The sequence below is a fragment of the Pseudomonas sp. P4_D7 genome, from assembly GCF_056401755.1.
Window position 1 is genome coordinate 38096 of sequence record NZ_JBFUIR010000041.1, and the last position, 24822, is coordinate 62917.

At 57.9% G+C, this 24822-nt stretch carries 24 protein-coding genes, 4 tRNA genes and 1 pseudogene; 20 read left to right on the plus strand and 9 right to left on the minus strand.

The annotated features are described in order from the left end of the window. Positions 1 to 68: 68 nt before the first annotated feature. Positions 69 to 716: a YceH family protein gene (locus AC1DVF_RS22350; RefSeq protein ID WP_093434017.1), complete on the minus strand. Its 648-nt coding sequence runs from the start codon at positions 714 to 716 to the stop codon at positions 69 to 71. 124 nt (positions 717 to 840) lie between these two features. On the opposite strand from AC1DVF_RS22350, the gene AC1DVF_RS22355 reads away from it, so the two are divergent. Beyond that, positions 841 to 1350 carry a DUF1993 domain-containing protein gene (locus AC1DVF_RS22355; protein ID WP_034154670.1) on the plus strand — a complete coding sequence of 170 codons (510 nt, stop codon included), beginning with the start codon at positions 841 to 843 and terminating at the stop codon, positions 1348 to 1350. 253 nt (positions 1351 to 1603) lie between these two features. Here AC1DVF_RS22355 and sstT read toward each other — a convergent pair whose 3' ends face one another. Further along, entirely contained in the window at positions 1604 to 2836 is a 1233-nt protein-coding gene (gene sstT / locus AC1DVF_RS22360; protein ID WP_460091499.1) for a serine/threonine transporter SstT, read from the minus strand. Between the two features lie 336 nt (positions 2837 to 3172). On the opposite strand from sstT, the gene AC1DVF_RS22365 reads away from it, so the two are divergent. After that, a complete protein-coding gene (locus tag AC1DVF_RS22365) occupies positions 3173 to 4336 on the plus strand; it encodes an MFS transporter (RefSeq protein WP_460091498.1) in 1164 nt (387 codons plus the stop codon). Here the strand turns inward: AC1DVF_RS22365 and nhaR are convergent. Next, on the minus strand, positions 4331 to 5230 hold the full coding sequence (gene nhaR / locus AC1DVF_RS22370) for a transcriptional activator NhaR (protein ID WP_477783151.1): 900 nt from the start codon (positions 5228 to 5230) through the stop codon (positions 4331 to 4333). The genes AC1DVF_RS22365 and nhaR overlap by 6 nt on opposite strands. A 133-nt stretch (positions 5231 to 5363) precedes the next feature. Between nhaR and AC1DVF_RS22375 the strand changes: the two genes are divergently transcribed. Together AC1DVF_RS22375 and AC1DVF_RS22380 are read left to right on the plus strand one after the other, a co-directional pair. Further along, a complete protein-coding gene (locus tag AC1DVF_RS22375; RefSeq protein WP_007965379.1) occupies positions 5364 to 5606 on the plus strand; it encodes a hypothetical protein in 243 nt (80 codons plus the stop codon). 29 nt (positions 5607 to 5635) lie between these two features. After that, a complete protein-coding gene (locus AC1DVF_RS22380; protein ID WP_016986876.1) occupies positions 5636 to 6385 on the plus strand; it encodes a TerC family protein in 750 nt (249 codons plus the stop codon). Between the two features lie 270 nt (positions 6386 to 6655). Here AC1DVF_RS22380 and AC1DVF_RS22385 read toward each other — a convergent pair whose 3' ends face one another. Further along, entirely contained in the window at positions 6656 to 6826 is a 171-nt protein-coding gene (locus AC1DVF_RS22385; RefSeq protein WP_186625636.1) for a hypothetical protein, read from the minus strand. Positions 6827 to 7060: 234 nt separating this feature from the next. Between AC1DVF_RS22385 and AC1DVF_RS22390 the strand changes: the two genes are divergently transcribed. From AC1DVF_RS22390 to AC1DVF_RS22400, 3 genes are all read left to right on the plus strand, one after another. Beyond that, positions 7061 to 7732, plus strand: a complete 672-nt coding sequence (locus tag AC1DVF_RS22390; protein WP_093434034.1) for a peptidase C39 family protein — start codon at positions 7061 to 7063, stop codon at positions 7730 to 7732. Positions 7733 to 7822: 90 nt separating this feature from the next. Further along, positions 7823 to 8029: a DUF6021 family protein gene (locus tag AC1DVF_RS22395; RefSeq protein WP_093434037.1), complete on the plus strand. Its 207-nt coding sequence runs from the start codon at positions 7823 to 7825 to the stop codon at positions 8027 to 8029. Positions 8030 to 8041: 12 nt separating this feature from the next. Further along, positions 8042 to 8248 carry a hypothetical protein gene (locus AC1DVF_RS22400; protein ID WP_093434040.1) on the plus strand — a complete coding sequence of 69 codons (207 nt, stop codon included), beginning with the start codon at positions 8042 to 8044 and terminating at the stop codon, positions 8246 to 8248. A gap of 62 nt (positions 8249 to 8310) precedes the next feature. Here the strand turns inward: AC1DVF_RS22400 and pbpG are convergent, their stop codons facing one another. Then, positions 8311 to 9249, minus strand: coding sequence for a D-alanyl-D-alanine endopeptidase (gene pbpG / locus AC1DVF_RS22405; RefSeq protein ID WP_093434043.1), 939 nt, complete (start codon positions 9247 to 9249; stop codon positions 8311 to 8313). A gap of 230 nt (positions 9250 to 9479) precedes the next feature. Then, on the minus strand, positions 9480 to 10334 hold the full coding sequence (gene folD / locus AC1DVF_RS22410) for a bifunctional methylenetetrahydrofolate dehydrogenase/methenyltetrahydrofolate cyclohydrolase FolD (protein WP_038362797.1): 855 nt from the start codon (positions 10332 to 10334) through the stop codon (positions 9480 to 9482). Positions 10335 to 10609: 275 nt separating this feature from the next. Between folD and AC1DVF_RS22415 the strand changes: the two genes are divergently transcribed. The 4 genes from AC1DVF_RS22415 (at position 10610) to AC1DVF_RS22430 (ending at position 11088) form a co-directional block, all read left to right on the plus strand. Next, a tRNA-Arg gene (locus AC1DVF_RS22415) sits at positions 10610 to 10686 on the plus strand. 32 nt (positions 10687 to 10718) lie between these two features. Further along, positions 10719 to 10794 (plus strand) — tRNA-His (locus tag AC1DVF_RS22420). Between the two features lie 56 nt (positions 10795 to 10850). After that, a tRNA-Leu gene (locus AC1DVF_RS22425) sits at positions 10851 to 10935 on the plus strand. A gap of 77 nt (positions 10936 to 11012) precedes the next feature. Beyond that, a tRNA-His gene (locus AC1DVF_RS22430) sits at positions 11013 to 11088 on the plus strand. Positions 11089 to 11133: 45 nt separating this feature from the next. Here AC1DVF_RS22430 and AC1DVF_RS22435 read toward each other — a convergent pair. Beyond that, positions 11134 to 11346, minus strand: coding sequence for a hypothetical protein (locus AC1DVF_RS22435; protein WP_460129386.1), 213 nt, complete (start codon positions 11344 to 11346; stop codon positions 11134 to 11136). A 144-nt stretch (positions 11347 to 11490) separates the two neighbouring features. Between AC1DVF_RS22435 and tig the strand changes: the two genes are divergently transcribed. From tig to AC1DVF_RS22475, 8 genes and pseudogenes are all read left to right on the plus strand, one after another. After that, on the plus strand, positions 11491 to 12801 hold the full coding sequence (gene tig / locus AC1DVF_RS22440) for a trigger factor (RefSeq protein ID WP_093434049.1): 1311 nt from the start codon (positions 11491 to 11493) through the stop codon (positions 12799 to 12801). A 93-nt stretch (positions 12802 to 12894) separates the two neighbouring features. After that, positions 12895 to 13530 (plus strand): ATP-dependent Clp endopeptidase proteolytic subunit ClpP, encoded by a 636-nt coding sequence (gene clpP / locus AC1DVF_RS22445; RefSeq protein WP_007951559.1) that lies wholly within the window; start codon positions 12895 to 12897, stop codon positions 13528 to 13530. Between the two features lie 112 nt (positions 13531 to 13642). Next, positions 13643 to 14926: an ATP-dependent Clp protease ATP-binding subunit ClpX gene (gene clpX / locus AC1DVF_RS22450; protein ID WP_003223632.1), complete on the plus strand. Its 1284-nt coding sequence runs from the start codon at positions 13643 to 13645 to the stop codon at positions 14924 to 14926. A 163-nt stretch (positions 14927 to 15089) separates the two neighbouring features. Next, positions 15090 to 17486, plus strand: coding sequence for an endopeptidase La (gene lon, locus AC1DVF_RS22455; RefSeq protein WP_477783152.1), 2397 nt, complete (start codon positions 15090 to 15092; stop codon positions 17484 to 17486). A gap of 148 nt (positions 17487 to 17634) precedes the next feature. Next, positions 17635 to 17907, plus strand: coding sequence for an HU family DNA-binding protein (locus tag AC1DVF_RS22460; RefSeq protein ID WP_003183171.1), 273 nt, complete (start codon positions 17635 to 17637; stop codon positions 17905 to 17907). A gap of 228 nt (positions 17908 to 18135) precedes the next feature. Then, complete coding sequence (locus tag AC1DVF_RS22465; protein ID WP_477783153.1) at positions 18136 to 20007, plus strand: SurA N-terminal domain-containing protein; 1872 nt, start codon at positions 18136 to 18138, stop codon at positions 20005 to 20007. Between the two features lie 613 nt (positions 20008 to 20620). Then, positions 20621 to 20785 (plus strand): annotated as a pseudogene (locus AC1DVF_RS22470) (LysR family transcriptional regulator); the annotation flags it as partial. Between the two features lie 92 nt (positions 20786 to 20877). Further along, positions 20878 to 21732: a DUF2242 domain-containing protein gene (locus tag AC1DVF_RS22475; RefSeq protein WP_093434055.1), complete on the plus strand. Its 855-nt coding sequence runs from the start codon at positions 20878 to 20880 to the stop codon at positions 21730 to 21732. Positions 21733 to 22150: 418 nt separating this feature from the next. Here the strand turns inward: AC1DVF_RS22475 and AC1DVF_RS22480 are convergent, their stop codons facing one another. Both AC1DVF_RS22480 and AC1DVF_RS22485 read right to left on the minus strand, forming a co-directional pair. Continuing rightward, the gene (locus AC1DVF_RS22480; RefSeq protein WP_093434058.1) at positions 22151 to 23191 is read right to left on the minus strand and encodes an AraC family transcriptional regulator; all 1041 of its coding nucleotides are present in this window, start codon (positions 23189 to 23191) and stop codon (positions 22151 to 22153) included. A 3-nt stretch (positions 23192 to 23194) separates the two neighbouring features. Next, positions 23195 to 24325, minus strand: a complete 1131-nt coding sequence (locus tag AC1DVF_RS22485) for a carbon-nitrogen hydrolase family protein (RefSeq protein WP_477783154.1) — start codon at positions 24323 to 24325, stop codon at positions 23195 to 23197. A 208-nt stretch (positions 24326 to 24533) separates the two neighbouring features. Between AC1DVF_RS22485 and AC1DVF_RS22490 the strand changes: the two genes are divergently transcribed. Beyond that, a partial coding sequence (locus tag AC1DVF_RS22490; protein WP_477783155.1) for an oxidoreductase occupies positions 24534 to 24822 on the plus strand: 289 nt, incomplete at its 3' end.

Consider the following 24822-nt stretch of genomic DNA (forward strand, 5'->3'; position numbering starts at 1 on the left):
ATCCAAAAATGATGTGACTGATACACCGCTATCGCGAGCAGGCTCACTCCTACATTGGTTTTGTGTGGTTATTCGAGGCGGGCCAGGCGTTCTTCCAGCGCGGCGATTCGCGCTTCTAGCTCTTCGATACGCTCAACCGAAACGCCACTGCTTGCACCGCGATCCTGCGGACTCTGCCGCGCTGCCATAATTGCCTCGCTATCCGCCGGATCACCCAGCGCATGGGTATAACGGTCTTCGCGCTGCCCGGCCTGACGCGGAATCAACACCGCCAGCCCCCGCGCAATCAAGCGCTCAAGCTGATGCACAACTTGTTCGGCGTCTTCGAAATCATGCATGCGCCCGCTGCGGGTCAGCAGCTCATTGACGGTTTGCGGGCCGCGCAGAAACATCAGTCCGCTAAGAATCACCTGCGCCGGCACCAGTTCCAGCGCCTTGTCGACCTTGTGCTCCCAGCGGTCGGCACGGCTGCCCATCACCAGTTTGGCGAAACCGCGACCTTCCAGCGCCCGCAAACTCTGGCCGACCTGACCCTGAGTCAGGTTCATCACCGGTTCGCGGCTGGTTTTCTGATTACACGCCGTGACCAGCGCATTAAGGGTCAGCGGGTAGGTTTCTGGACTGGTCGCCTGTTTCTCGATCAACGAACCAAGGATGCGGATTTCCGTGGCATTGAGCCGTGGTTCGTCGAAGCTGGATTCTGTCTCTGTGGTCATCGCGCGTTCCCTCTGCAGTCGAAGGCGCCTAGCCTAATCCTTGCCAAACAAAAGGCAAGCCGTGTGGTCATCAAGCATGGCTATAATCGCCTCCTGTTCCACCCAGCCACCACACGAGACTGCCATGACCATTTCCCTGTACGCCGCATCCGTCCCGGTTTTTCAACAAATGCTCAACGCGCTGAGCGATGTCCTGAAAAAGGCTGAAGCCCACGCCACCGAGAAAAACATCGATCCGAACGCTTTCCTGCAGGCCCGTCTGTACCCGGACATGTTCCCGCTGACCCGCCAGGTGCAGATCGCCGTGGACTTCGCTAAAGGCGTTTCCTCGCGTCTGGCTGAAGTCGAAGTGCCTAAGTACGACGATACCGAAACCACCTTCGCCGAGCTGCAAGCCCTGATCGCCAAGGTTCTGGCCTACATCGGCGAGATCAAGCCGGAGCAGATCGATGGCAAGGAAGGCATCGAAATCGTTACTCGTCCGGGCACGCCGAAAGAGAAGCGCTTCAGCGGTCAGGCTTACCTGCTGACTTACGGTCTGCCGCAGTTCTTCTTCCACGTCACTACCACTTATGCGCTGCTGCGTCATAACGGTGTGGAAGTGGGTAAACGCGATTACATGGGCGCGTTCTAAACCGCCAGAAGCCCCTCATCGGAACGCCGCCCGCCTAGCCCTCTCCCGGAGGGAGAGGGGACTGACCGAGTTGTTTGTTCGAGATACGCCGACCTGATCTATCGAGTCGAATTCAGGTTTGAACACCACTCGGTCTGCCCCCTTTCCCCCTCGCCCCCTTGGGGGAGAGGGTTGGGGTGAGGGGGAAAAGATCTCAGCCACAAAAAAGCCCGCCAAGGTTCACACCGTGGCGGGCTTTTCATTACAGCGTCTGTTACGCCGTACGTTGGGCTTTTGCTTCCTCACCCAGGCACGCCGCAGCGGTAAACAGCACATCAGTCGACGAGTTCAGCGCCGTCTCTGCCGAATCCTGCAACACGCCAATAATGAAACCGACCGCCACCACCTGCATGGCAATCTCGCTCGGAATCCCGAACAGGCTGCACGCCAACGGAATCAGCAACAGCGATCCACCCGCCACACCCGACGCGCCACAGGCGCAAATGGCGGCGACAACGCTGAGCAGAATCGCCGTTGGAATATCCACGGCAATACCCAATGTGTGCACGGCCGCCAGGCTCAGCACCGTAATGGTGATCGCTGCACCGGCCATGTTAATGGTCGCGCCCAGCGGAATCGACACCGAATAGGTGTCTTCATGCAGACCCAGACGCTTGCTCAATTCCAGATTGACCGGAATGTTTGCCGCCGAGCTGCGGGTGAAGAATGCGGTGATGCCACTTTCACGCAGGCATTTGAGAGTCAGCGGATACGGGTTGCGACGCAGTTTCCAGAACACGATCAGCGGGTTCATCACCAGCGCCACGAACAGCATGCAGCCGAGCAGCACGGCCAGCAGGTGCGCATAACCGATCAATGCGCCGAAACCGGAGGTGGCCAGCGTCGAGGCCACCAGACCGAAAATGCCCAGCGGGGCGAAACGAATCACCACGCGCACGATCACCGTCACGCCATTGGACAGATCACCCAGCACTTCACGGGTGGTGTCGCCGGCATGGCGAATTGCGATGCCCATGCCGATCGCCCACGCCAGGATACCGATGAAGTTGGCGTTCATCAGTGCGCTGACCGGGTTGTCGACCACGCTCAACAGCAGGCTTTGCAGCACTTCGCCGATACCGCCCGGCGCCGTCACCGAAACGTTGTCGGTCGACAGCACAAGGTGCGATGGGAACGCCATGCTCGCAACCACGGCCACGACCGCCGCCGCAAAAGTGCCCAGCAGATAGAGGAACAGAATTGGGCGGATATGAGTTTCCTGGCCGTGCTTGTGGTTGGCAATCGAGGCCATCACCAGCACGAACACCAGAATCGGTGCGACGGCCTTTAACGCCGATACAAACACTTTGCCGATGAACGCCGTGCCTTTCGCCGCTTCCGGGGCGAACATCGCCAGGGCGATACCGGCGATCAGGCCGATGACGATCTGCGTGACCAGGCTGAGGTTTTTCAGGCGTTGCAGTAGAGAAGGGGATGAAGCGGTCATAGCGGCATCTCTGATTTTTTATAGGGTGCAAGGTTGCGTAAAGCGATGGCAAAGCAGGGGCAGACCACCGCCACGAACCGAAAGTGTTGACGCGACATCAACGCCAATAAACCGGTCGTTGAGCAGGTTGTACGTTTTTCAGGGCGAGGACTTTATCACAGCGTAGGCCTTATCCTTCAGGCATGTGACGATCTGCCACCGGATCAGGCAACAAAGTCGGCAGGTTTGTGCAAGTCAGCCCGGACACACTCTGTTAAGATTGCGCATCCTTATTTTCAAATTTCGCCAGCGGGCCTTCGGGTCAACGCTGGTGTCGTCGTTTTGCTGGAGTTGCGCATGCTGTTGCCCATTCTTCTGTTGTCCGCCGCCGGGTTCACGGTGCTGACCACGGAATTCGTCATCGTCGGCCTGTTGCCGGCGATTGCCCGAGACCTCGAAGTCACCATCCCGCAGGCCGGGTTGCTGGTGACTTTATTCGCTTTTACCGTGGCGATGTTCGGGCCTTTCCTGACCGCGTATTTCGCCCGCTTTGAGCGGCGCAAGCTGTTTATCAGCATCCTGATCATGTTTGGTCTGGCCAATACCGTGGCGGCGCTGGCGCCGAATATCTGGGTGATGGCGATTGCTCGGTTGATCCCGGCGCTCGGTCTGCCGGTGTTCTGGGCCTTGGCCAGTGAGACCGCAGTGGACATCGTTGGCCCGGATTTCGCCGGTCGCGCGATCGCCAAGATCGGTTTCGGCATTGTCTGCGCCACGGTGTTCGGCATCCCGGTTGGCACGCTGATTTCCGATGCGTTCGGCTGGCGCAGCGCCTTTGGCATTCTGGCGGTGATCGCTTTTGCCAAAGCCTTGTTGCTGTTTGTTTATCTGCCGAAAACCAGCCTGCACCAACATCAGGTCAGCTTCCGCTCGCAGTTCAAGATTCTGCGCAGCCCGTTGATGATCGGCCACATCTTCCTGTCGATCCTGGTGTTCAGCGGCATGTTTACCGCTTACACGTATCTGGCCGACATTCTTGAGCGCCTCGCCGGGTTCAACGGCACCGTGGTCGGTTGGTGCCTGATGGCTTTTGGTGCGGTCGGGCTGATCGGCAACTCCCTGGGCGGTCGTGCGGTGGATCGCCATCCGCTGGGCGCGTCGGTGTTGTTCTGTGCGTTCATGATTGCCGGCATGGTCTCGCTGGTACCGAACATTCATTCGCCGCTGGGGCTGGCGGTGGCGATGGGGATCTGGGGCGTGACTCAGGCTGCGTTGTTCCTGGTCAGCCATGTGCGCCTGATGAAAGCCGCGCCGGAAGCGCCAGCGTTTGCTGCTTCGTTGAATATCGCCGGGGCCAATCTGGGGATCGGCCTGGGGGCCATCGTCGGTGGCCGGGTGATCGACAGCGCGGGTCTGGGCTTCCTCGGGTTTGCCGCCGCCGGGTTCATTTTGCTGTCGGTGTTCCTCGCCATGGTGCTGATGACGCTCAAGCCGCGCGAGATGTGCGCCGAGGCCTCATAACGCGGTAAACAGTTCGCGTCGGGCACCTTCGGTAATCGCAACGATGCCGGGGTGCTTGACCTTGCGCTCTACCGAAATGGCATAGAACGACTCGGTCACTGCGTCGGTCTGGCCAATCAGCTCGACGCCGCACTGGCGCTTCACTTCATCGGCAATCACGCTCGGACCGATAAAAATCCCGCTGCCGGATTGGCCGAAAGCCTGCATCAACGCACTGTCATCAAACTCGCCGACGATTTGCGGCTGGATCTGCTGCTCGGCAAACCAGCGCTGCAAGCGGCTGCGCACCACGGTTTCCGGTCCGGGAATCAACAGTGGCCCACCGTGCAGGCTGCGCGGGAAATCCTGACCGTATCTGGCTGCCAGTTCCGGGGTGGCGAAGAAACTGATTCCGCACTCACCGAGCTTCTGGCTGTAGCCCTTGATGTCGAGGTGCGAGGGCATCGGGCTGTCGGAAATCACCAGGTCGAGGCGCTGGATCGCCAGATCGGCGAGCAAACGTTCGAGTTTGTCTTCGCGGCAGGTAATGCGCAGGGGTTCGTTCAGCTCCATGGTTGGCGCGATCAGGCGATAGACAATGGATTTAGGCACCACGTCAGCCACGCCGACGCGGAACAGGATCTGCTGCTCGTTGGGCTGGGCACGCAGCATCAGTTCCAGCTCGCCGCCGAGCTGGAACATCTGCTCGGCGTAGGGCAGGGCTTGTCGCCCGGCTTCGGTCAATTCGAGTTGCCGGCCGACGCGTCTGAATAACTCGATGCCATACGTCTGTTCGAGCAGTGATATCTGCCCGCTGATGGTCTGTGGCGTCAGGTTCAGTTGCTCGCAGGCGCGCACGATGCTGCCGGTCTTGGCTACGACCCAGAAGTAATGCAGTTGTCGGTAATTGAGCATGACGTTCTACAGTTCGTGAAAACCGAAGTATAGCCAATAAAAATACGAATTTTCCTGAAGTGTTTGTCTCCCTAGAATGCCCAGCCATCGACGGCCGGTCTGTGAGCCTGTCTGTTCATTCGAAGGAAACCTTATGAAATACACAATCCCGGCATTGATGTTTACGTCTTTACTGCTTATGGCCGGTTGCGATCAGGCCGAGAAAAGCGCCCAGCAACTGATGGGCAAAGCGGCCGAAAGCGCCAAGCAAGCGATTGACGACACCCATAAAGCCGCTGAGCAGGCACTCAGTGATGCCACCGGCGGGTTGATCGAGAAGAAAGAAACTCCGGAAAAAGATGCGGAAAAATCCGAATCTTCCTCCAAGACCATCTAATTCGTCTTACACAGAGTCAGGACTGACCCATGGAATATCTGTTACAGCTCGCCGCCAGCCCCACCGCTTGGGTTGCTTTGGCCACACTGGTGGTGATGGAAATCGTGCTCGGCATCGATAACCTGATCTTTATCTCGATCCTGACCAACAAATTGCCCAAGCAGTACCAGCAGAAAGCACGCCGTATCGGTATCGGCATGGCGTTGATCCTGCGTCTGGCACTGTTGAGCACCATCGCCTTCATCGTGCAGTTGACCGCACCTGTGATCGAGATCCTGGGCCAGGCGTTCTCCTGGAAGGACATGATCCTGATCGCCGGTGGTCTGTTCCTGGTCTGGAAGGCTACGACCGAGATCCATCACAGCATGGACCCGGCGCCGGAAGATCCGAAGTCGGCGACCTCGACAGTCACTTTGGGTTTCGCCGCGGCTATCGGCCAGATCCTGATGCTCGACATGGTGTTCTCGATCGACAGCATCATCACTGCGGTCGGCATGACCGAACACTTGCCGATCATGATCATCGCGGTGGTGGTGTCGGTGCTGGTGATGCTGTTTGCTGCTGAACCGCTGGCCAAGTTCATCAACGACAACCCGACGGTGGTGATGCTGGCTCTGGGCTTCCTGATCATGATCGGTATGACATTGATCGCTGAAGGCTTCGGCGCCCATGTACCGAAAGGTTATGTGTATGCGGCCATGGCGTTCTCGGCTTCGATTGAAGTGCTGAACATGATGTCGCGCCGGGCGAAGCAGAAGAAGCTGGCTGAGCAGGTGTAACCGCTGAAAGTGAAAAGCCGCCTGAACTCTTTGAGGTCAGGCGGCTTTTTTTCGATTCGAGATTTTCAGTGTGGGATAGAGCCAGCCCCTCACCCCAGCCCTCTCCCGAGGGAGAGGGAGCCGATCTGCGTGGTTTTTAAACCTGAGTTCGGCTCGATATCTCAGGTCGATGTACTTCTGAATAGCGACTCGGTCAGTCCCCTCTCCCTCTGGGAGAGGGCTAGGCGGGCGGCGTTCCGATGAGGGGCTTTTGCCTTTGCCGTTCAACCCTCAGTGCGCAGTCGCGTGACGCACTCGGTGTTCCTCGGCTTTCTCAACCGCAGCAGGCTGAACCGGATGGTGATGATGGCGCCGCGAAACCCGCAGCACCCCCCACAACATGGCAGCGGCCACGGCCAGCCAGCCGGCAATCAACATTACGATGGTCATGGTCAGGCTCATCAGTGCCTCCTCTTCGCCCTGCATCGGGCCCACACTTTTTCAATTCGCTCTGTTTCAGTGACAGTCTAGACAATGGGGTGTTTCAGACTATTGACCAAAGGTCGATTGCGACCAATCACTTTGCTCTATGCAATCAATGGGTCTGCCGCTTAAGGCTATACCGCAGCCGGGCGCGGCCCTATGATCGCAGGCGTTGCCGGAACACGATGACCGGCGTCTGAACAGAGAGTGATGATGGTGCAGGTATTTTCTCGAATTCGTGCGGCGCTACTGGTGGCAGGTTGTGCGGCCGTGTTGGCCGGATGTGCAGGTACTGTGGCGCCTGAGGTCAAGCGTCTGCCGGAGCGGGTCGAACTCAGTGGCACGTTCTATCGCGGCGAAGCCAATCAGAGTGGGCCGCAAGTGTTGGCCAGCCTGTTGTCGCAGCAGGGCATCGTGATCACCCCGGGCTTGCTCGAGAAACCTCTGCACTTGCCGGGTGCCGAAGACAAATTGCAGCAGAACCTGCAAAACCTCGCCCGCGAGTACGGCATGGTGGTTTACCCGCTGGACAGCAACCTGCCCGCACTGTTGACCCAAGTGGCGGCAGGCTATCCGGTGATGGTGCGCTTCAGCGAGGGGGCGGCATTCTGGGCCGAGCCGCGTTACGCGATCCTGTCCGGCTACGACCGCAACAAACAGAAGGTCTTGCTGCGTGCCGGCATGAACCGTCGCGAACTGATGAGTTTCAGCTCCTTTGAGTCGGCACTGGAGAAATCCGGTGGCTGGGCCGTGCTGATCCAGAAACCGTCGCAGATCCCGGCAGCCGTTGACCGTCAGCGCTGGCTCAAAGCGGCCGATGAACTGGCCCAGGCCGGTCAGGAAAACGAAGCGGCGCAGGCGCGCAAGGCGCTGGCAGCCCACTGAGTTCCCGTTCGTCATTTGCCGGGCACGACTGCGCCCGGCAAGCCTCCTACGAATAGAACCCGTTTTCTGCGGGTGACTCAGGAGGCGAACATGGCAGATTCCCCATCCCCGAAAGGGCCGCATTCGACCGAGCATTCGTCGGGTCATGATCTGGGTTTCGACCCCGATTCGCCGGACCTTGATGATCCGCAAGTCGATCCGGTTGGCCCGGCCAAGGCGCCGAAAGACGTGAAACCCGGTGAAGACGACAAGACGCCGGCCAAACCTTATGACCCGTTAGCCAATCTGAAACCTTGATGTGAGGTGCGTATGAGTACTGACTCAAGCTTCGATGAGCAAAAACCGGACAGCGTGCCCACGACGCCGGAGCCGGAGATTGATCCGGTGCTGAATCCGGACAGCCCGCTGCGCGATCCGATGGCCCGGCCTAATGTCATGACGCCGGAACCTTCGCGGGATCCAAGTGCAGGTGATGGCATTCCTGATGACGACAAGATGCCGCTGCCCAATGACTGAAATGCAGGAATGCAGGCGAAAAAAAGCCCCGAGGATTCGGGGCTTTTTCTTACGGCCCCGGGTTACTTGGACGCTTCAACCACACCGCTCTGGCGTGACTTAAGGTTTTTCTCGGCCTTGTATTGTTGCGCCACCGCAGGGACGTTGGCGCTCTTGCCGGTTTCCACCCAGCTGCGAATACGGCTGGCATCGGCAAAGTGGGTGTATTTGCCGAAGGCATCGAGAATCACCAGCGCGACCGGGCGGTTAGCCATTTTCGTTACCAGAACCAGGCAATGACCGGCAGGGTTGGTGAAACCGGTTTTGGTGATCTTGATGTCCCAGTCGGCCTTGTTCACCAAGTGGTCGGTATTGCGGAAACCCAGGGTGTAGTTGGGTTTGCGGAAAGACACGGTCTTTTCCTTGGTGGTGGTGAGTTCGCTGAGGAGCGGGTACTTATGCGCGGCCACCAGCAGCTTGCTCAGGTCGCGGGCGGTGGAAACGTTACGTTCCGACAGGCCTGTCGGTTCGACAAAGTGCGTACTGGTCATGCCCAGTGCCTTGGCTTTCGCGTTCATGGCCGCGATAAAGGCCGCATAACCTCCCGGATAGTGGTGAGCGAGGCTGGCGGCCGCGCGGTTCTCCGAAGACATCAAGGCGATCAGCAGCATCTCGCGACGCGGCAGCTCACTCTTGAGTTTGACTCGGGAGAACACACCCCTCATTTCCGGTGTGTTGCTGATATCGACATTGATCCATTCGTCCATGTTCTGCCGGGCTTCAACCACTACCAATCCAGTCATGAGCTTGCTGACAGAGGCGATCGGCACGATCACGTCAGGGTTGCTGGAGTAGATGACTTTGTTGGTCTGCATATCCATGAGCAGTGCGCTGCCGGAGGCGATCTTCAGGCTCGAAGCGTCACGTGGGGCAGCGGTGGTTTCCGCAGCGTTGATCGTTGGCGTGATGAATGTGCCTGTAAAAGCAAAAAACAGGCTCAGAATCGAAAGACGAATTTTCACGCGGGCGAACTCATAAAGGTTGGATATTCCGTTAGTTTGTAACGGGTTATTTCTTCAAAGCGTCGCATTCTAGGAGTATGGCTGAAGATCTGTCGATGGTTGTTTGAATGACCTGAAAAACTCGTGAAAAGGCCTGTAAAAAGAGGGGTTTCCGGCGAACGGTTACAGTTTTTTCTCAGGCATGAAAAAACCCGCACAAGGCGGGTTTTTCTTATTGCTGAAAGTACCGATCAGGCGTGCAGGGTTTCTGCCGCATAAAGGGTGTTTTCCAGCAGGCAGGCGCGGGTCATCGGACCTACGCCACCCGGCACTGGAGTGATCCAGCCAGCGCGGGGCAGGGCGGTTTCGTAGACGACGTCGCCGACCAGTTTGCCGTCGTCCTGACGGTTGATGCCGACGTCGATCACGATCGCGCCTTCCTTGATCCACTCGCCTTTGACCAGGCCCGGCTTGCCGGCGGCCACCACCACCAGATCAGCACGACCAACGTGGCCGGCCAGATCCTTGGTGAAACGGTGAGTCACGGTCACGGTGCAGCCGGCCAACAACAACTCCATCGCCATCGGGCGACCGACGATGTTGGAGGCGCCGACGACCACTGCGTCCATGCCATAAAGGTCGGCGCCAGTGCTTTCCAGCAGCGTCATGATGCCTTTAGGTGTGCAGGGACGCAGCAGCGGAATGCGCTGGGCCAGGCGGCCGACGTTATAAGGATGGAAGCCGTCGACGTCTTTGTCCGGGCGAATGCGCTCCAGCAATTTGGAGGCATCCAGGTGCTCGGGCAGCGGCAGCTGAAGCAGGATGCCGTCGATTGCAGGGTCGTCGTTGAGGCGATCGATCAGATCGGTCAACGCGTCTTGCGTGGTGTCGGAGGGCAGGTCGTAGGCTTGAGAGAGGAAGCCAACCTCTTCACAGTCTTTACGCTTGTGCGAGACATAAACCTGAGAGGCAGGATCGCTGCCGACCAGGATCACCGCGAGGCCGGGAGTGCGCAGGCCTTGCTGGCGACGCTCGGCAACTCGTTGGGCGATCTGCTGGCGCAGGCTGGCGGCGATCGATTTGCCGTCGATTAGTTGTGCAGTCATTGCGCGTGATTAACCATCGAGAGGGGAAAAAATGAGAACGCATTCTCGCATGTCGAGCGGTGAGGGCAAAGGCGCTTGGTCAGCAAATTCCTCTAACTCCTTTAATTAAATGAATTTTTTTCAAAAAGGATTTGACGACCTTCGGAGCGCTCTATACTATTCGTCGCACTTGTCGGGCACAGCCTAGCACTGGTTAAGAAGGTGAAGCGGAATCAAGGTTCTGCGACACTGGAAAGCACTTAGTTTGTAGTCCTTTAAGAGTACAGATTAATAAGGCGCCCGTAGCTCAGCTGGATAGAGCATCCGCCTTCTAAGCGGATGGTCGCAGGTTCGAGTCCTGCCGGGTGCGCCATTAGGCAGCTTTGGCACAAGTAGCGCAATATGGTGGGCGTAGCTCAGTTGGTAGAGCACGGGATTGTGACTCCCGTTGTCGTGGGTTCGATCCCCATCGTCCACCCCATATTTCGAAAGGCGCCAGATGTAACAGTCTGGCGCCTTTGCTTTAAAAGCTTCATCGCGGATGTGGTGGAATTGGTAGACACACTGGATTTAGGTTCCAGCGCCGCGAGGCGTAAGAGTTCGAGTCTCTTCATCCGCACCAATTAAAGCTTCATTCATGTCTTCGGGCTGGTGAGGTTCCAACAAAGAAGTTGTTTGGCTTTTTTGTTACGCAATATGGTGGGCGTAGCTCAGTTGGTAGAGCACGGGATTGTGACTCCCGTTGTCGTGGGTTCGATCCCCATCGTCCACCCCATATTTCGAAAGGCGCCAGATTTAACAGTCTGGCGCCTTTTTTGTTTTAGCGGTTCTGAAAGGCGGCAATTGCCGGTTTCGGGGCGCAGGGGCAGGGCGCTTCGTCGTATTTATGTTGCTCGATGATGCTGCGCTGCTCGCCGGGCTTGCTTGCAGGTTCGGCCGTCAGGGACTGATTGGCAGCCTCTTCTATATATAGAAGCGGTTGGCGCAGAGCCCTGGCGAGATTGGTTGTATTCGCCTGTGGGACGCGCTGCATCCGTGCATCGATCCCTATAAATTGCCTGCTGTTTTTTTACCCGTTTTCAGTAGGGTGACTTCTTGAGTTTGACCCACTAGAATGCATGCCCTTGATTCTGGGGTCGGAAACGGCCGGCTAACGTCTGTGCAACGAGGAATATCCATGCAAGTTTCTGTTGAAAATACTACTGCTCTCGAGCGCCGCATGAGCGTCACCGTGCCGGCTGAGCGCATCGAGACTCAGGTCAACAAGCGTCTGCAGCAGACTGCCCAAAAGGCCAAGATTGCTGGCTTCCGTCCAGGCAAAGTGCCAATGAGCGAAATCAAGCGCCGTTTCGGTGCTGATGCTCGTCAGGAAGCTGTAGGCGACGTGATCCAGTCCTCCTTCTACGAAGCTGTGGTTGAGCAGAAGCTGAACCCTGCTGGTTCGCCATCGATCGAGCCTAAGTCGCTCGAAGCTGGCAAGGACCTGGAATACGTTGCTGTATTCGAAGTGTTCCCTGAGTTCACCGTTGCCGGTTTCGACGGCATCACCGTTGAGCGCCTGAGCGCTGACGTGGCTGACGCTGACCTGGACAAAATGCTCGACATCCTGCGCAAGCAGAACACTCGTTTTGAAGTGGCCGATCGCGCTGCCCAGAACGAAGACCAACTGAACATCGATTTCGTTGGCAAGGTTGACGGCGAAGTATTCGCTGGCGGTTCCGCCAAGGGTACTCAGCTGGTACTGGGTTCCGGCCGCATGATCCCGGGCTTCGAAGAAGGCCTGGTTGGCGCTAAAGCGGGCGAAGAGCGCGTTCTGAACCTGACCTTCCCAGAGGACTATCAGAACCTGGACCTGGCTGGCAAAACCGCCGAGTTCACCGTGACCGTCAACACTGTTTCCGAGCCTAAGCTGCCAGAGCTGAACGAAGAGTTTTTCGCTCAATTCGGCATCAAGGAAAGCGGCATCGACGGTTTCCGCACCGAAGTTCGCAAGAACATGGAGCGTGAACTGCGTCAGGCGATCAAATCCAAGGTCAAGAATCAGGTAATGGACGGTCTGCTGGCCACCAACCCGATCGAAGTGCCTAAGGCGCTGCTGTCCAACGAAGTTGACCGTCTGCGTGTGCAGGCTGTTCAGCAGTTCGGTGGCAACATCAAGCCTGATCAACTGCCGGCCGAGCTGTTCGAAGAGCAAGCCAAGCGCCGCGTCGTGCTGGGCCTGATCGTTGCTGAAGTGGTCAAGCAATTCGATCTGAAGCCTGACGAAGCTCGCGTTCGCGAAATGATTCAGGAAATGGCTTCCGCTTACCAGGAGCCTGAGCAGGTTGTGTCGTGGTACTACAAAAACGAGCAGCAGCTGAACGAAGTGCGTTCGGTTGTGCTGGAAGAGCAAGTTGTGGATACTGTTCTGCAGAAAGCTAGTGTGACCGATAAAGCGGTCTCTTACGAAGAAGCAGTCAAGCCGGTAGAAGCTCCAAAAGCCGATTGATTGATTCCGCGTTAAGAAGTACACACCATAAGCCAGCTCTCGAGCTGGCTTATGCGTATTCAAGACATAACTATTTGGGAGCGACTGCAGAGCATGTTCCGTAATTCTTATATTCAGCAGAACTCTGATATCCAGGCCGCCGGCGGCCTGGTCCCGATGGTTGTCGAGCAATCTGCTCGTGGCGAACGCGCCTATGACATCTATTCGCGCCTGCTCAAGGAGCGAGTGATCTTTCTGGTTGGTCCGGTAGAGGACTACATGGCCAACCTGATCTGTGCGCAACTGCTGTTCCTTGAAGCGGAAAACCCGGACAAGGACATCCATCTCTACATCAACTCCCCGGGCGGTTCGGTGACTGCAGGCATGTCGATCTACGACACCATGCAGTTCATCAAGCCGAACGTGTCGACCACCTGCATCGGCCAGGCCTGCAGCATGGGCGCATTCCTGCTGACCGCAGGTGCCCCGGGCAAGCGTTTCTGCCTGCCGAACTCGCGCGTGATGATTCACCAGCCACTGGGCGGTTTCCAGGGCCAGGCGTCGGACATCGAAATCCACGCCAAGGAAATCCTCTTCATTCGCGAGCGTCTGAACACGCTGATGGCCAAACACAGCGGGCGTACTCTGGAAGAAATTGAGCGCGATACCAATCGCGACAACTTCATGAGTGCAGAAGCTGCGAAGGAATATGGCCTGATCGACGAAGTGATCAACCAGCGCCCAGCTTAAAATAAGCAGCTCAAAATAGGCTTGGTCGGCTTGTCTGATCAGCGGCGGGCTTGAAAAAGCCCGCAATAGCCTTCATCTTGTGTTGCAAGCCTATCGGATTTGGATCGAACGAATGACTGACACCCGCAACGGCGAGGACAACGGCAAGCTGCTCTATTGCTCCTTCTGTGGCAAAAGCCAGCATGAAGTGCGCAAATTGATTGCCGGCCCCTCGGTCTTTATCTGCGACGAGTGCGTCGACCTGTGCAATGACATCATCCGCGAGGAGGTGCAGGAAGCCCAGGCCGAGAGCAGCGCGCATAAATTGCCTTCGCCTAAAGAAATCAGCGGCATCCTTGACCAGTACGTCATTGGTCAGGAGCGTGCGAAAAAGGTTTTGGCCGTAGCGGTGTACAACCACTACAAACGCCTGAACCAGCGTGACAAAAAGGCTGACGACGTCGAACTCGGCAAGAGCAACATCCTGCTGATCGGCCCGACAGGCTCCGGTAAAACCCTGCTGGCCGAAACACTGGCCCGCTTGCTGAACGTTCCGTTCACCATTGCCGACGCAACCACCCTCACCGAGGCGGGTTACGTGGGTGAAGATGTCGAGAACATCATTCAGAAGCTGCTGCAGAAGTGCGATTACGACGTAGAGAAGGCCCAGATGGGTATTGTCTACATCGACGAAATCGACAAGATTTCCCGCAAGTCCGACAACCCGTCGATCACCCGGGACGTATCCGGTGAAGGCGTGCAGCAGGCCTTGCTGAAGTTGATCGAAGGCACGGTCGCTTCCGTACCACCGCAAGGTGGCCGCAAGCACCCGCAGCAGGAATTCCTGCAAGTCGACACCCGTAACATCCTGTTCATCTGCGGTGGTGCGTTCTCCGGTCTGGAAAAGGTTATTCAAAACCGTTCCACCAAGGGCGGCATCGGCTTCAACGCAGAAGTGCGCAGCAAGGAAGAAGGCAAGAAAGTCGGTGAATCCCTGCGTGAAGTCGAGCCTGACGATCTGGTCAAGTTCGGTCTGATCCCGGAATTCGTCGGTCGTCTGCCGGTCCTCGCGACGCTGGACGAGCTTGACGAGGCTGCGCTGATGCAGATCCTCACCGAGCCGAAAAATGCTCTGACCAAACAGTATGCCAAGCTGTTCGAGATGGAAGGCGTGGATCTGGAATTCCGGACCGACGCACTGAAATCGGTCGCCAAGCGTGCCCTGGAACGTAAAACCGGTGCTCGTGGTTTGCGCTCGATTCTCGAAGGTGTACTGCTCGACACGATGTATGAAATCCCCTCGCAGTCCGAGGTGAGCAAAGTCGTGATCGATGAAAGCGTGATCGAAGGCAAGTCCAAGCCACTGTATATCTACGAAAACAGTGAGCCGACGGCCAAGGCAGCGCCGGACGCTTAAGCGTCCAGTCTGCTGGAATAAAGAAGGGGCCTTCGGGCCTCTTTTTTTTTATGTCATTTTTTACATCCGCTTTGTGCTTGTTTTTTTTCAAGGCAGCCCCCATCTTGGTTTCAAGCTCAATTCCATCTGATTACGGCCATATGGCCGCCGTAGAGGCGAAATCATGAAGACAACCATCGAATTGCCTCTCCTGCCATTGCGTGATGTCGTGGTTTATCCGCACATGGTTATCCCGCTGTTCGTGGGGCGCGAGAAATCCATCGAAGCCCTCGAGGCCGCGATGACGGGCGACAAGCAGATCCTGCTGCTGGCCCAGAGAAACCCGGCTGACGATGATCCCGGTGAAGACGCTCTCTATCGCGTAGGTACCATCGCCACTGTTCTACAGCTGCTCAAGCTGCCTGACGGCACCGTCAAGGTTCTGGTCGAGGGTGAGCAGCGTGGCACCGTCGAGCGCTTCAGCGAAGTTGACGGCCACTGCCGTGCCGAAGTCTCGTTGATCGAAGAGGTCGACGCCGCCGAGCGCGAATCCGAAGTGTTCGTGCGCACACTGCTGTCGCAGTTCGAACAATACGTACAGTTGGGCAAGAAGGTCCCGGCTGAAGTCCTGTCGTCGCTCAACAGCATCGATGAGCCGGGTCGCCTGGTCGACACCATGGCGGCGCATATGGCGCTGAAAATCGAGCAGAAGCAGGAAATCCTCGAAATCATCGATTTGTCGGCTCGGGTCGAGCACGTTCTGGCGTTGCTGGATGCCGAGATCGATCTGCTGCAAGTCGAAAAACGCATTCGTGGCCGCGTCAAAAAGCAAATGGAGCGCAGTCAGCGCGAGTACTACTTGAATGAGCAGATGAAGGCCATTCAGAAAGAGCTCGGTGACAGCGACGAAGGCCACAACGAAATCGAAGACCTGAAAAAGCGTATCGACGCTGCCGGTCTGCCGAAAGACGCGTTGGCCAAAGCCACTGCCGAGCTCAACAAGCTCAAGCAGATGTCGCCGATGTCCGCTGAGGCCACCGTGGTGCGCTCGTACATCGACTGGCTGGTGCAAGTGCCGTGGAAAGCGCAGAGCAAGGTACGTCTGGACCTGGCGCGCGCAGAAGACATTCTCGATGCCGATCACTACGGTCTCGAAGAGGTCAAGGAACGTATCCTTGAATACCTCGCCGTGCAAAAACGCGTGAAGAAAATCCGTGGCCCGGTGTTGTGCCTGGTCGGTCCTCCGGGCGTGGGTAAAACCTCGCTGGCGGAGTCGATCGCTCACGCCACCAACCGCAAATTCGTGCGCATGGCCCTCGGTGGCGTGCGTGATGAAGCGGAAATTCGCGGTCACCGTCGGACTTACATCGGTTCGATGCCAGGAAGATTGATTCAAAAGATGACAAAAGTGGGGGTGCGCAACCCGCTGTTCCTGCTCGATGAAATCGACAAAATGGGCAGCGACATGCGTGGCGACCCGGCGTCGGCGTTGCTGGAAGTGCTCGATCCGGAGCAGAACCACAACTTCAACGACCATTATCTGGAAGTCGATTACGATCTCTCGGATGTGATGTTCCTGTGCACCTCGAACTCGATGAACATCCCGCCGGCGCTGCTCGACCGGATGGAAGTGATCCGTCTGCCGGGCTACACCGAAGACGAAAAGATCAACATCGCCGTCAAATACCTCTCGCCAAAGCAGATCGCCGCTAACGGTCTGAAAAAGGGCGAGCTGGAATTCGACGCTGAAGCGATCCGCGACATCATCCGTTACTACACCCGTGAAGCCGGTGTGCGTGGCCTCGAACGTCAGATCGCCAAGGTCTGCCGCAAGGCCGTTAAAGAGCACGCAATGGAAAAACGCTTCTCGGTGAAAGTGACAGCTGACCTGCTGGAGCACTTCCTCGGGGTGCGCAAATTCCGCTACGGTCTGGCTGAGCAACAGGATCAGATCGGTCAGGTCACGGGGCTTGCCTGGACTCAGGTGGGTGGTGAATTGCTGACCATCGAAGCCGCGGTTGTGCCGGGTAAAGGTCAACTGATCAAGACCGGTTCGCTGGGCGACGTGATGGTCGAATCGATCACTGCCGCGCTCACTGTAGTGCGCAGCCGGGCCAAAAGTCTGGGCATTCCTCTGGACTTCCACGAGAAGCGTGACACGCACATCCACATGCCGGAAGGGGCGACGCCGAAAGACGGCCCTAGCGCTGGCGTAGGCATGTGTACGGCGCTGGTGTCGGCCTTGACCGGCATTCCGGTGCGCGCCGATGTCGCCATGACCGGTGAAATCACGCTGCGTGGTCAAGTGCTGGYGATTGGCGGTCTGAAGGAAAAACTGCTGGCGGCTCACCGCGGCGGAATCAAGATCGTGATTATTCCTGAAGAGAACGTGCGCGATCTGAAGGAGATTCCTGACAATATCAAGCAGGATCTGCAGATTAAACCGGTTAAATGGATTGACGAGGTCCTGCAAATTGCGCTGCAATACGCGCCGGAGCCCTTGCCGGATGTGGCTCCGGAGATAGTTGCCAAGGACGAAAAACGTGAGTCTGACTCTAAGGAAAGAATTAGCACGCATTAATACGCTTTTGCCTGGGGGGCTTCCTTGACAGTTTTTTAGAGCCCTTGTTATAAAGCGGCTCTTAAGTGTCTGTAGGCCATTCAGCACTCGTTTTTGCTTTCACCAAAAAACTTAGAATCATCTCAAAATAGATATAAGGGGACTTAGAGTGAACAAGTCGGAACTGATTGATGCTATCGCTGCATCCGCTGATATCCCGAAAGCTGCTGCTGGCCGTGCGCTGGACGCTGTAATCGAATCCGTCACTGGCGCTCTGAAGGCTGGCGACTCCGTTGTTCTGGTTGGTTTCGGTACTTTCTCCGTGACGGACCGTCCGGCTCGTACCGGTCGTAACCCTCAAACCGGCAAGACTCTGGAAATCCCGGCTGCCAAGAAGCCAGGTTTCAAAGCCGGTAAAGCACTGAAAGAAGCTGTTAACTAAGTTTTCAGGTTTTTACCCATCCGGGTCGGGGTCATGCCTGACTTGGCAGCGGAGCGGTAGAGCAGGTCGCTGAAACAGTGGCCTGTAACGCCGGGATCGAGGGTTCGAGCCCTGTCCGCTCCGCCAGTTACGAGAAGGCGCATCCTCGGATGCGCCTTTCTTCTATCCGGATTCTACCCACGCTCCACGGTTGCCTAATTTTGAAGTTCAACCGTTTCTGGGGGACGCATGCTGCAGAATATCAGGGACAATTCACAAGGCTGGATTGCCAAGACCATTATCGGGGTCATCGTTGCACTGATGGCTCTGACCGGTTTCGACGCCATTTTCCAGGCCACGACTCACAAGAATGAGGCGGCCAAGGTCAACGGTGATGAAATCAGCCAGAACGAGCTGAGCCAGGCCGTTGATATGCAACGCCGTCAGCTGATGCAACAGCTGGGCAAGGACTTCGATGCTTCCTTGCTCGACGAGAAAATGCTGCGCGAATCGGCCCTCAAGGGTCTGATCGATCGCAAGCTGCTGCTGCAAGGTGCAGAACAAGCGAAATTCGCTTTCTCCGAAGGCGCACTGGACCAAGTGATCCTGCAGACACCTGAATTCCAGGTGGACGGCAAGTTCAGCTCCGACCGTTTCGACCAGGTGATCCGTCAACTGGGTTACAGCCGTATGCAATTCCGTCAGATGCTGGCTCAGGAAATGCTGATCGGCCAACTGCGTGCCGGTGTGGCAGGCAGCGGTTTCGTCACTGACGCCGAAGTGCTGGCATTCGCCCGTCTGGAAAAACAGACCCGCGATTTCGCGACCCTGAACGTCAAGGCTGACCCGGCGGCGGTCAAACTGACCGACGACGAGGTCAAGGCTTACTACGACGAGCACGCCAAGGAGTTCATGACTCCGGATCAAGTGATCATCGATTACGTAGAACTGAAGAAGTCTTCGTTCTTCGATCAGGTTGCCGTCAAGGACGAAGACCTGCAGGCGGCGTATCAGAAAGAGATCGCCAACCTGTCGGAACAGCGTCGTGCCGCGCACATCCTGATCGAAGTGAACGACAAGACCACCGAGGCGCAGGCCAAGGCGAAGATCGAAGACGTTCAGGCGCGTCTGGCCAAGGGCGAGAAGTTTGAAGCGCTGGCCAAAGAGTTCTCGCAGGATCCGGGTTCGGCCAACAATGGCGGCGACCTCGGTTATGCAGGCCCTGGCGTTTACGATCCAGCGTTCGAAAAAGCCTTGTACTCCTTGTCGAAAGACCAGGTGTCCGAGCCGATTCGTACCGACTTCGGTTATCACTTGATCAAGCTGTTGGGTGTGGAAGCGCCTGAAGTGCCGACCCTGGCCAGCCTGAAAGACAAGCTCACCCGCGAGCTGAAAGCCGCTCAGGTCGAGCAGCGTTTTGTCGAGGCGACCAAGCAACTGGAAGACTCCGCATTCGAAGCGTCTGACCTGGCCCAGCCAGCGGCGGATCTGAAGCTGACCGTGCATACCTCCAAGCCATTCGGCCGTGAAGGTGGCGAAGGTGTTGCGGCCAACCGTGCCGTGGTCACCGCAGCGTTCAGCACCGAAGTAATCGACGAGGGTGCCAACAGCACTGCCATCGAGCTGGATCCGGAAACCGTGATCGTGCTGCGTTCCAAGGAACACCTCAAGCCTGCGCAACTGCCGCTGGAAAACGTGAGTGCGGCGATCCGCACCCAGTTGACCAAAGAGCACGCCAGCGCGGCTGCCAAGACCAAGGCCGAGCAGCTGATCGCGGACCTGCGCGATGGCAAGGCGCCGTTGGACAAGGCGGTTGAGGGTCAGAACTGGAAAGCCACTGAAGCGGCCACCCGTGGTCAGGAAGGTGTTGATCCGGCGGTGCTGCAAGCGTTGTTCCGTATGCCGAAGCCGGCTGCCAAGGACAAGCCGACGTTCACCAGCGTGACGTTGCCGGATGGCAGTCTGATGATCGTGCGGCTGAATGGTGTTAACGAAGCGGCGGCGCCGACGGATGAAGAGAAGGTTCAGTACCGTCGTTTCCTTGCTTCGCGTGAGGGGCAGCAGGACTTTGCTGCTTATCGCAAGCAGTTGGAAGCTCAGGCGGACATCAAGCGGTTTTGATGGTTGACTGAGATGTGATGAGAGCCCCGGCCTGATAGGTCGGGGCTTTTTTTTGGGCTTTGGGTAGTGGCGGCCTTTGGGCCGACCATGTTCTTGGGGTTTTGGGTGAATATCCGTTGCTGCGGGTGTTGCGGCTGGCGGTTTCGCCCTACGGCGAGTCCCTTCGGCAAACGCCCCAAAGGAACCAAAGGTCTTTGCCCTGACGTTCGGCCCACTCGCTAAAGCTCGGGGTTCCTTCGCTGCGGGATTGCTCCGGGCGCAGCGTCTCCGGTTTGCTTCGCTGCACCTACTCCCGCTGTGTTTGGCTTCGCCAAACGGTCGCTGCGCTCCCACGCCCGGATCAAGCCCTCCACTCAGCCTGCCGACGGGCCTTCAGATCAAGATCAAAAGCTGCAGCCGAGCTAACGCTCATCCTGTTGAGTGGTGAGGAGCAGAAGCAGCATGCGTTCTGCTGTTGCTCTTCTGTGTGCGAGCTTGCTCGCGAAGGCGGCCTGACAGCCGAGCTGTTTTTTGCGGATGTACTCATTCCAATTGTAGGAGTGAGCCTGCTCGCGATAGCGGTCTGCCAATCGACCCATTTTCCGTCGTTCATGAGCCGGCATCCATGTGCAGAGTTGACGAGGCTCAAGGCCGTTTGCGTCGCGTGCTTGATACGCATCTGGAACACACCGGACAGTTCTGGGTCCTATGGCCATCCAGTCGCCACGCCACGGCAAAGTTGCGCGTGTTCATCGATCATCTGGCATTGCGACTTTTTCCCGCAACTGAAGGTCGATAGAGTTGTAACTGCTTTAAGACACTAATCCATGCGCCGCCGGGGCGTGATCTGTTGCACAATACGCCCCGGACTGTTTTCTCTCAGGATGTTCAATGTTGATTTCCACTCCCATGCGTGTTGTCGGGTTGGCGCTGTTGTTGACCGCTGTTGCCGGCTGTTCGAAAGACAAGCCGATGTATGAGCATGAGAACTTCGATGACTCCGGTACGTTTTCGCGCAATTACCCGGTGACCGACGCGGTCAGTTGCGAAGCGGCGCGCCGTGCATTGCTTAGCCAGGGCTACATCATCACCAGCAGTGACCCGAAACTGGTCAGTGGCCACAAGAGCTTCCAGCAAACCGGCGACACCCACATGGAGATCAGCTTCAACGTGGTCTGCGCCGATGACGGCAGTGTCGGGCACCATGCGACGATGTTCGCCAACGCTTTGCAGGATCGTTATGCGCTGAAGAAGACCAACAACTCGGCCAGCCTCGGCGTGGGTGTGTTGGGCTCGGTGTCGATGCCGATCGGCTCGTCCGACGATTCGATGGTCAAAGTCGCCAGCGAGACGGTGACGGCACAGAAGTTCTACGAGCGTTTCTTTACCCTGGTCGAGCAGTTCCTGCCGACGGATGCGAAGAAAGCTGCGCACATTGAAGAGAAACCGAAGACTGACCTCGGCGTGCCTGAGGCGAAGCCTGCTCCGGCAGCGCTGGTGCCAGCGCCGACTCCAACGCCTGCGCCCGCCGCAACCCCGGCGCCTGCAGCGGAGCCCGCTCCCGCACCTGCCGAGACCGCACCCGTGACGTCTGAACCGGTTGCGCCACCGGCAGAGGCCGCGCCGATCACTCCGGCGCCGAGTGCAGAATCTGCACCGGCGACCGAAACCATCACGCCACCGGCCAACCCGGATATCCCCCCGCCATCCGAGCCGATTCCGGCGATGCCAGCGTCCGGCCAATAATCCAGCCTCACAGCAACCCCTGTGGGAGCGAGCTTGCTCGCGAAAGCGTCGGAACATTCAGCACGCATGTGACTGACTGGCCGCCTTCGCGAGCAAGCTCGCTCCCACAGTAGCTTTTGGGGTGGCTTAAAATCTCGTTACATTCCCCTGACAAAAATCCTGCGATAAATTCCTGACCACCTGCTACGTTTTATTCATGAAGGCCGGGTTTCACTTTTCCTTCATACGAGCACGTTAAGCTCGAGGCACTGGGCATTTGCGCAGGCCCATTCAAGAGAGCAGCAGGGGGATTACACGATGGATGAATATCAAGAAGAGCTGCTCGAATACCAGGCCTTTGAACTGGACCAACCCGAGCCAGCCGAAGACGCCACCGAGCTTTAACTTGCAGATTGCAGCTTATAGCTCGCAGCTGCTTTCAGGCCGTTTTGCGGTGACTGCGGCGGAATTCGCCGGGCGTCTGACCGCTCCAGCGTTTGAAGGCGCGCTGGAAGGCTTCGGCTGAGGCAAAACCCAGCAGGTAGGCGATTTCACCGAATGCCAGTTCGGTATCGCGGATGTAAGTCATCGCCAGGTCCCGGCGAGTGTCATTGAGGATTGCGCGAAACTGCGTGCCTTCCTCGGCCAGTTTGCGCCGCAACGTCCAGGTCGGCAGCTTCAGGCGTGCCGCCACTTCTTCCAGGTCGGGTTCCCGGCCACCATTGAGCAATGGCCCCAACAGTTGAGTGATGCGTTCACGCAGGCTGCGGGTGCGAGTCAATTGCTCCAGCTCGCGTTCACACAGTTGCAGCAGATGCCGCCAGGTACTCGGGCAATGCTCGGGATTGCGCTGTGCGAGGCTGTTCAGGCTCAGGCGCAGTTGATTGCCCTCGGCACCGAACTGGATCGGGCAATCCCCCAGCAAGTCGTACGCCTCGCGGTAATCCGGCTCATCGAATTCGATTTCAATGCGTTCGGCGCGCAGCGGTTCGCGGCTGACACTGGAGAGCTGATGCAGCCATCCGGCAATGATCGAGTCCACGACAAAACGGTTATAGGCGTTGTACGGGCTGATCGAATAGAAACGCAGCCACGCGCCATGGGCATCTTCATGGAAACTGGACTGACCGCGATAATTGGAACCGTACAACGCCTCGAAACGGATCAGACAGCGCGCGGCTTCGCGCACGGTTGGCGCCTGTGCGGCGGTAACGCCGGCCAGCCCCGCCTGACTCAGGCGACTGAGCTGGCCCATGCGCAGGCCCAGCGCCGAATCGCCGGTCAACTGAATCGCCGCGTGGCCCAGGCGCATATAGCGCGGAATCGACAAACGCGCCCCGGCCTCGGCCAGTCGCGCGGCGTCCAGACCATATTGCTCCAGCAACGACTGCGGATCCGCCCCATGACTGCGCACGGCGTCGGCGAGGCTGTGAACAAAGCCCACCGACAGGTCCCCGAGGCGCATCGGCAGGGGCTTCATGGCTTACAACCAGATGTTCAACAAACGCGCGCCCCGGGCATCGCCATCGGCGAACTGCTGACCGTTGCTGCTGAGGAAACTCTGACCGGCACTGGCCTTGTCCCAGAACTGCCCGCGCAGGAACACACTGATGCCGGCAATCGCTCGACTGCTCGGTGGTTGCGCGGTCAGTGTCAGTCGATGCCAGGCTTGTCCTTCGGTGACTTCTCCGGGTTTTAGGCTGACCGACCCCGGTGTGCTTGAACCTTTGTAACCGCGCCATGGCTGATTCCACGCACCTTGACCGAATACCTGCGCCGGTACCGCGATCAATTGCGCGTTTTGCTCGTCGAGTTTGCGGTAATTGTCGGGGTACCAACTGTCGCTGCCAATCAATACGCCAAGGCGTCCGGCCGGGGTGTCGACCACGTTGAGCGCGTGTTTGTCTGCGCTTTCGAGCACTTCGCGCTGATCGAATACCGGGTGCATCTGCCGTTGCGGCTGGCCCAGCGGCACGCCATCGCGGCCGAACACCACGCTGCTGTTGAACAGGGCACCGTTACCGGGTTTGAGCTGGCCATCGCGAACGCTGGGTTCCGGTAACACGATCGAGCCAGCCACCAGGGTCACGTGAAATTCTTTGGCCAGACCACCGAACAGCGCCTGGTAATCCTTGGCCATCGCCTTGGCTTTCATCCGCAGATACGCGTCGTTGAGGCGGTCGCTGCCGTTGGCGCTGAGCCAGGCGCGGGCGAACAGCAAGGGATTGCTCGCCGCCAGCCAGTTCATCGCCTCGGCGAGGGTCGGGGCCTGATACAGCTCGTCTTTTTCGCCGCTGAGCAGCAGCCAGGTGCCGACGTTCTCCGGCAGCACCACGACGGTTTTATCGTTCAGCAGGCCTTGATCCTGGGCTTGCTGCAGATAGGCTGCGAGTTTGCGGTGCAAGCGCTCGGTGCTTTGATAATCGGTGGGAAACAGCTCGGGCTGGATGCCCAGCAGATTGCCACGATCGGCGGGGATGCCCTGATCGACCGCCACTTTAATGCGTAAGTCCGACAGGTAATGGCCCGCCGGCCGGTCCGCCGCCCACATGGCGTAGGTGGTCAGGGCGGCGACGAGGGCCATGGAGAAAAACAGGTACAAAAGTTTGCGCATGAAAACCAACAGCTACCGGGTACAGGGTATGGCGACTAGGGTAGGGCCCATGGAGCTGATTGCCAAGGGGCGCTGCGCATTTGGATCAATAAGTTGTCAGTTACGGTCATTGAGTGACAGCGATGCGACTCTTAGTCTGTCGAACATGACTGACGGGAGCCGCAGAGCGCCCGCAACTTTTCCGTGATTGCTCGTTGTGGAGTTACCGATGACCGCCGCTCACTACCCGCACCTGTTGGCCCCGCTGGACCTGGGATTCACCACGCTGCGCAACCGCACCCTGATGGGTTCGATGCACACCGGTTTGGAAGAAAAACCGGGCGGTTTCGAGCGCATGGCGGCGTACTTCGCCGAACGTGCCCGGGGCGGCGTTGGCCTGATGGTTACTGGCGGTATCGGCCCGAACGACGAGGGCGGCGTGTACTCCGGGGCGGCCAAGCTGACCACCGAGGAAGAAGCGCTCAAGCACCGCATCGTCACCCGCGCGGTGCACGACG

Coding starts and splice junctions, on each gene's coding strand:
- AC1DVF_RS22380 (WP_016986876.1), top strand. CDS start 5,636: ATGGAATATCTGTTACAGCTCGCCGCCAGCCCCACCGCTTGGGTTGCT.
- AC1DVF_RS22355 (WP_034154670.1), top strand. CDS start 841: ATGACCATTTCCCTGTACGCCGCATCCGTCCCGGTTTTTCAACAAATG.
- AC1DVF_RS22395 (WP_093434037.1), top strand. CDS start 7,823: ATGGCAGATTCCCCATCCCCGAAAGGGCCGCATTCGACCGAGCATTCG.
- AC1DVF_RS22435 (WP_460129386.1), bottom strand. CDS start 11,346: ATGCAGCGCGTCCCACAGGCGAATACAACCAATCTCGCCAGGGCTCTG.
- AC1DVF_RS22390 (WP_093434034.1), top strand. CDS start 7,061: ATGGTGCAGGTATTTTCTCGAATTCGTGCGGCGCTACTGGTGGCAGGT.
- nhaR (WP_477783151.1), bottom strand. CDS start 5,230: ATGCTCAATTACCGACAACTGCATTACTTCTGGGTCGTAGCCAAGACC.
- clpP (WP_007951559.1), top strand. CDS start 12,895: ATGTTCCGTAATTCTTATATTCAGCAGAACTCTGATATCCAGGCCGCC.
- clpX (WP_003223632.1), top strand. CDS start 13,643: ATGACTGACACCCGCAACGGCGAGGACAACGGCAAGCTGCTCTATTGC.
- AC1DVF_RS22365 (WP_460091498.1), top strand. CDS start 3,173: ATGCTGTTGCCCATTCTTCTGTTGTCCGCCGCCGGGTTCACGGTGCTG.
- AC1DVF_RS22385 (WP_186625636.1), bottom strand. CDS start 6,826: ATGAGCCTGACCATGACCATCGTAATGTTGATTGCCGGCTGGCTGGCC.
- AC1DVF_RS22485 (WP_477783154.1), bottom strand. CDS start 24,325: ATGCGCAAACTTTTGTACCTGTTTTTCTCCATGGCCCTCGTCGCCGCC.
- AC1DVF_RS22480 (WP_093434058.1), bottom strand. CDS start 23,191: ATGAAGCCCCTGCCGATGCGCCTCGGGGACCTGTCGGTGGGCTTTGTT.
- folD (WP_038362797.1), bottom strand. CDS start 10,334: ATGACTGCACAACTAATCGACGGCAAATCGATCGCCGCCAGCCTGCGC.
- AC1DVF_RS22400 (WP_093434040.1), top strand. CDS start 8,042: ATGAGTACTGACTCAAGCTTCGATGAGCAAAAACCGGACAGCGTGCCC.
- AC1DVF_RS22350 (WP_093434017.1), bottom strand. CDS start 716: ATGACCACAGAGACAGAATCCAGCTTCGACGAACCACGGCTCAATGCC.
- AC1DVF_RS22465 (WP_477783153.1), top strand. CDS start 18,136: ATGCTGCAGAATATCAGGGACAATTCACAAGGCTGGATTGCCAAGACC.
- tig (WP_093434049.1), top strand. CDS start 11,491: ATGCAAGTTTCTGTTGAAAATACTACTGCTCTCGAGCGCCGCATGAGC.
- AC1DVF_RS22375 (WP_007965379.1), top strand. CDS start 5,364: ATGAAATACACAATCCCGGCATTGATGTTTACGTCTTTACTGCTTATG.
- sstT (WP_460091499.1), bottom strand. CDS start 2,836: ATGACCGCTTCATCCCCTTCTCTACTGCAACGCCTGAAAAACCTCAGC.
- AC1DVF_RS22475 (WP_093434055.1), top strand. CDS start 20,878: ATGTTGATTTCCACTCCCATGCGTGTTGTCGGGTTGGCGCTGTTGTTG.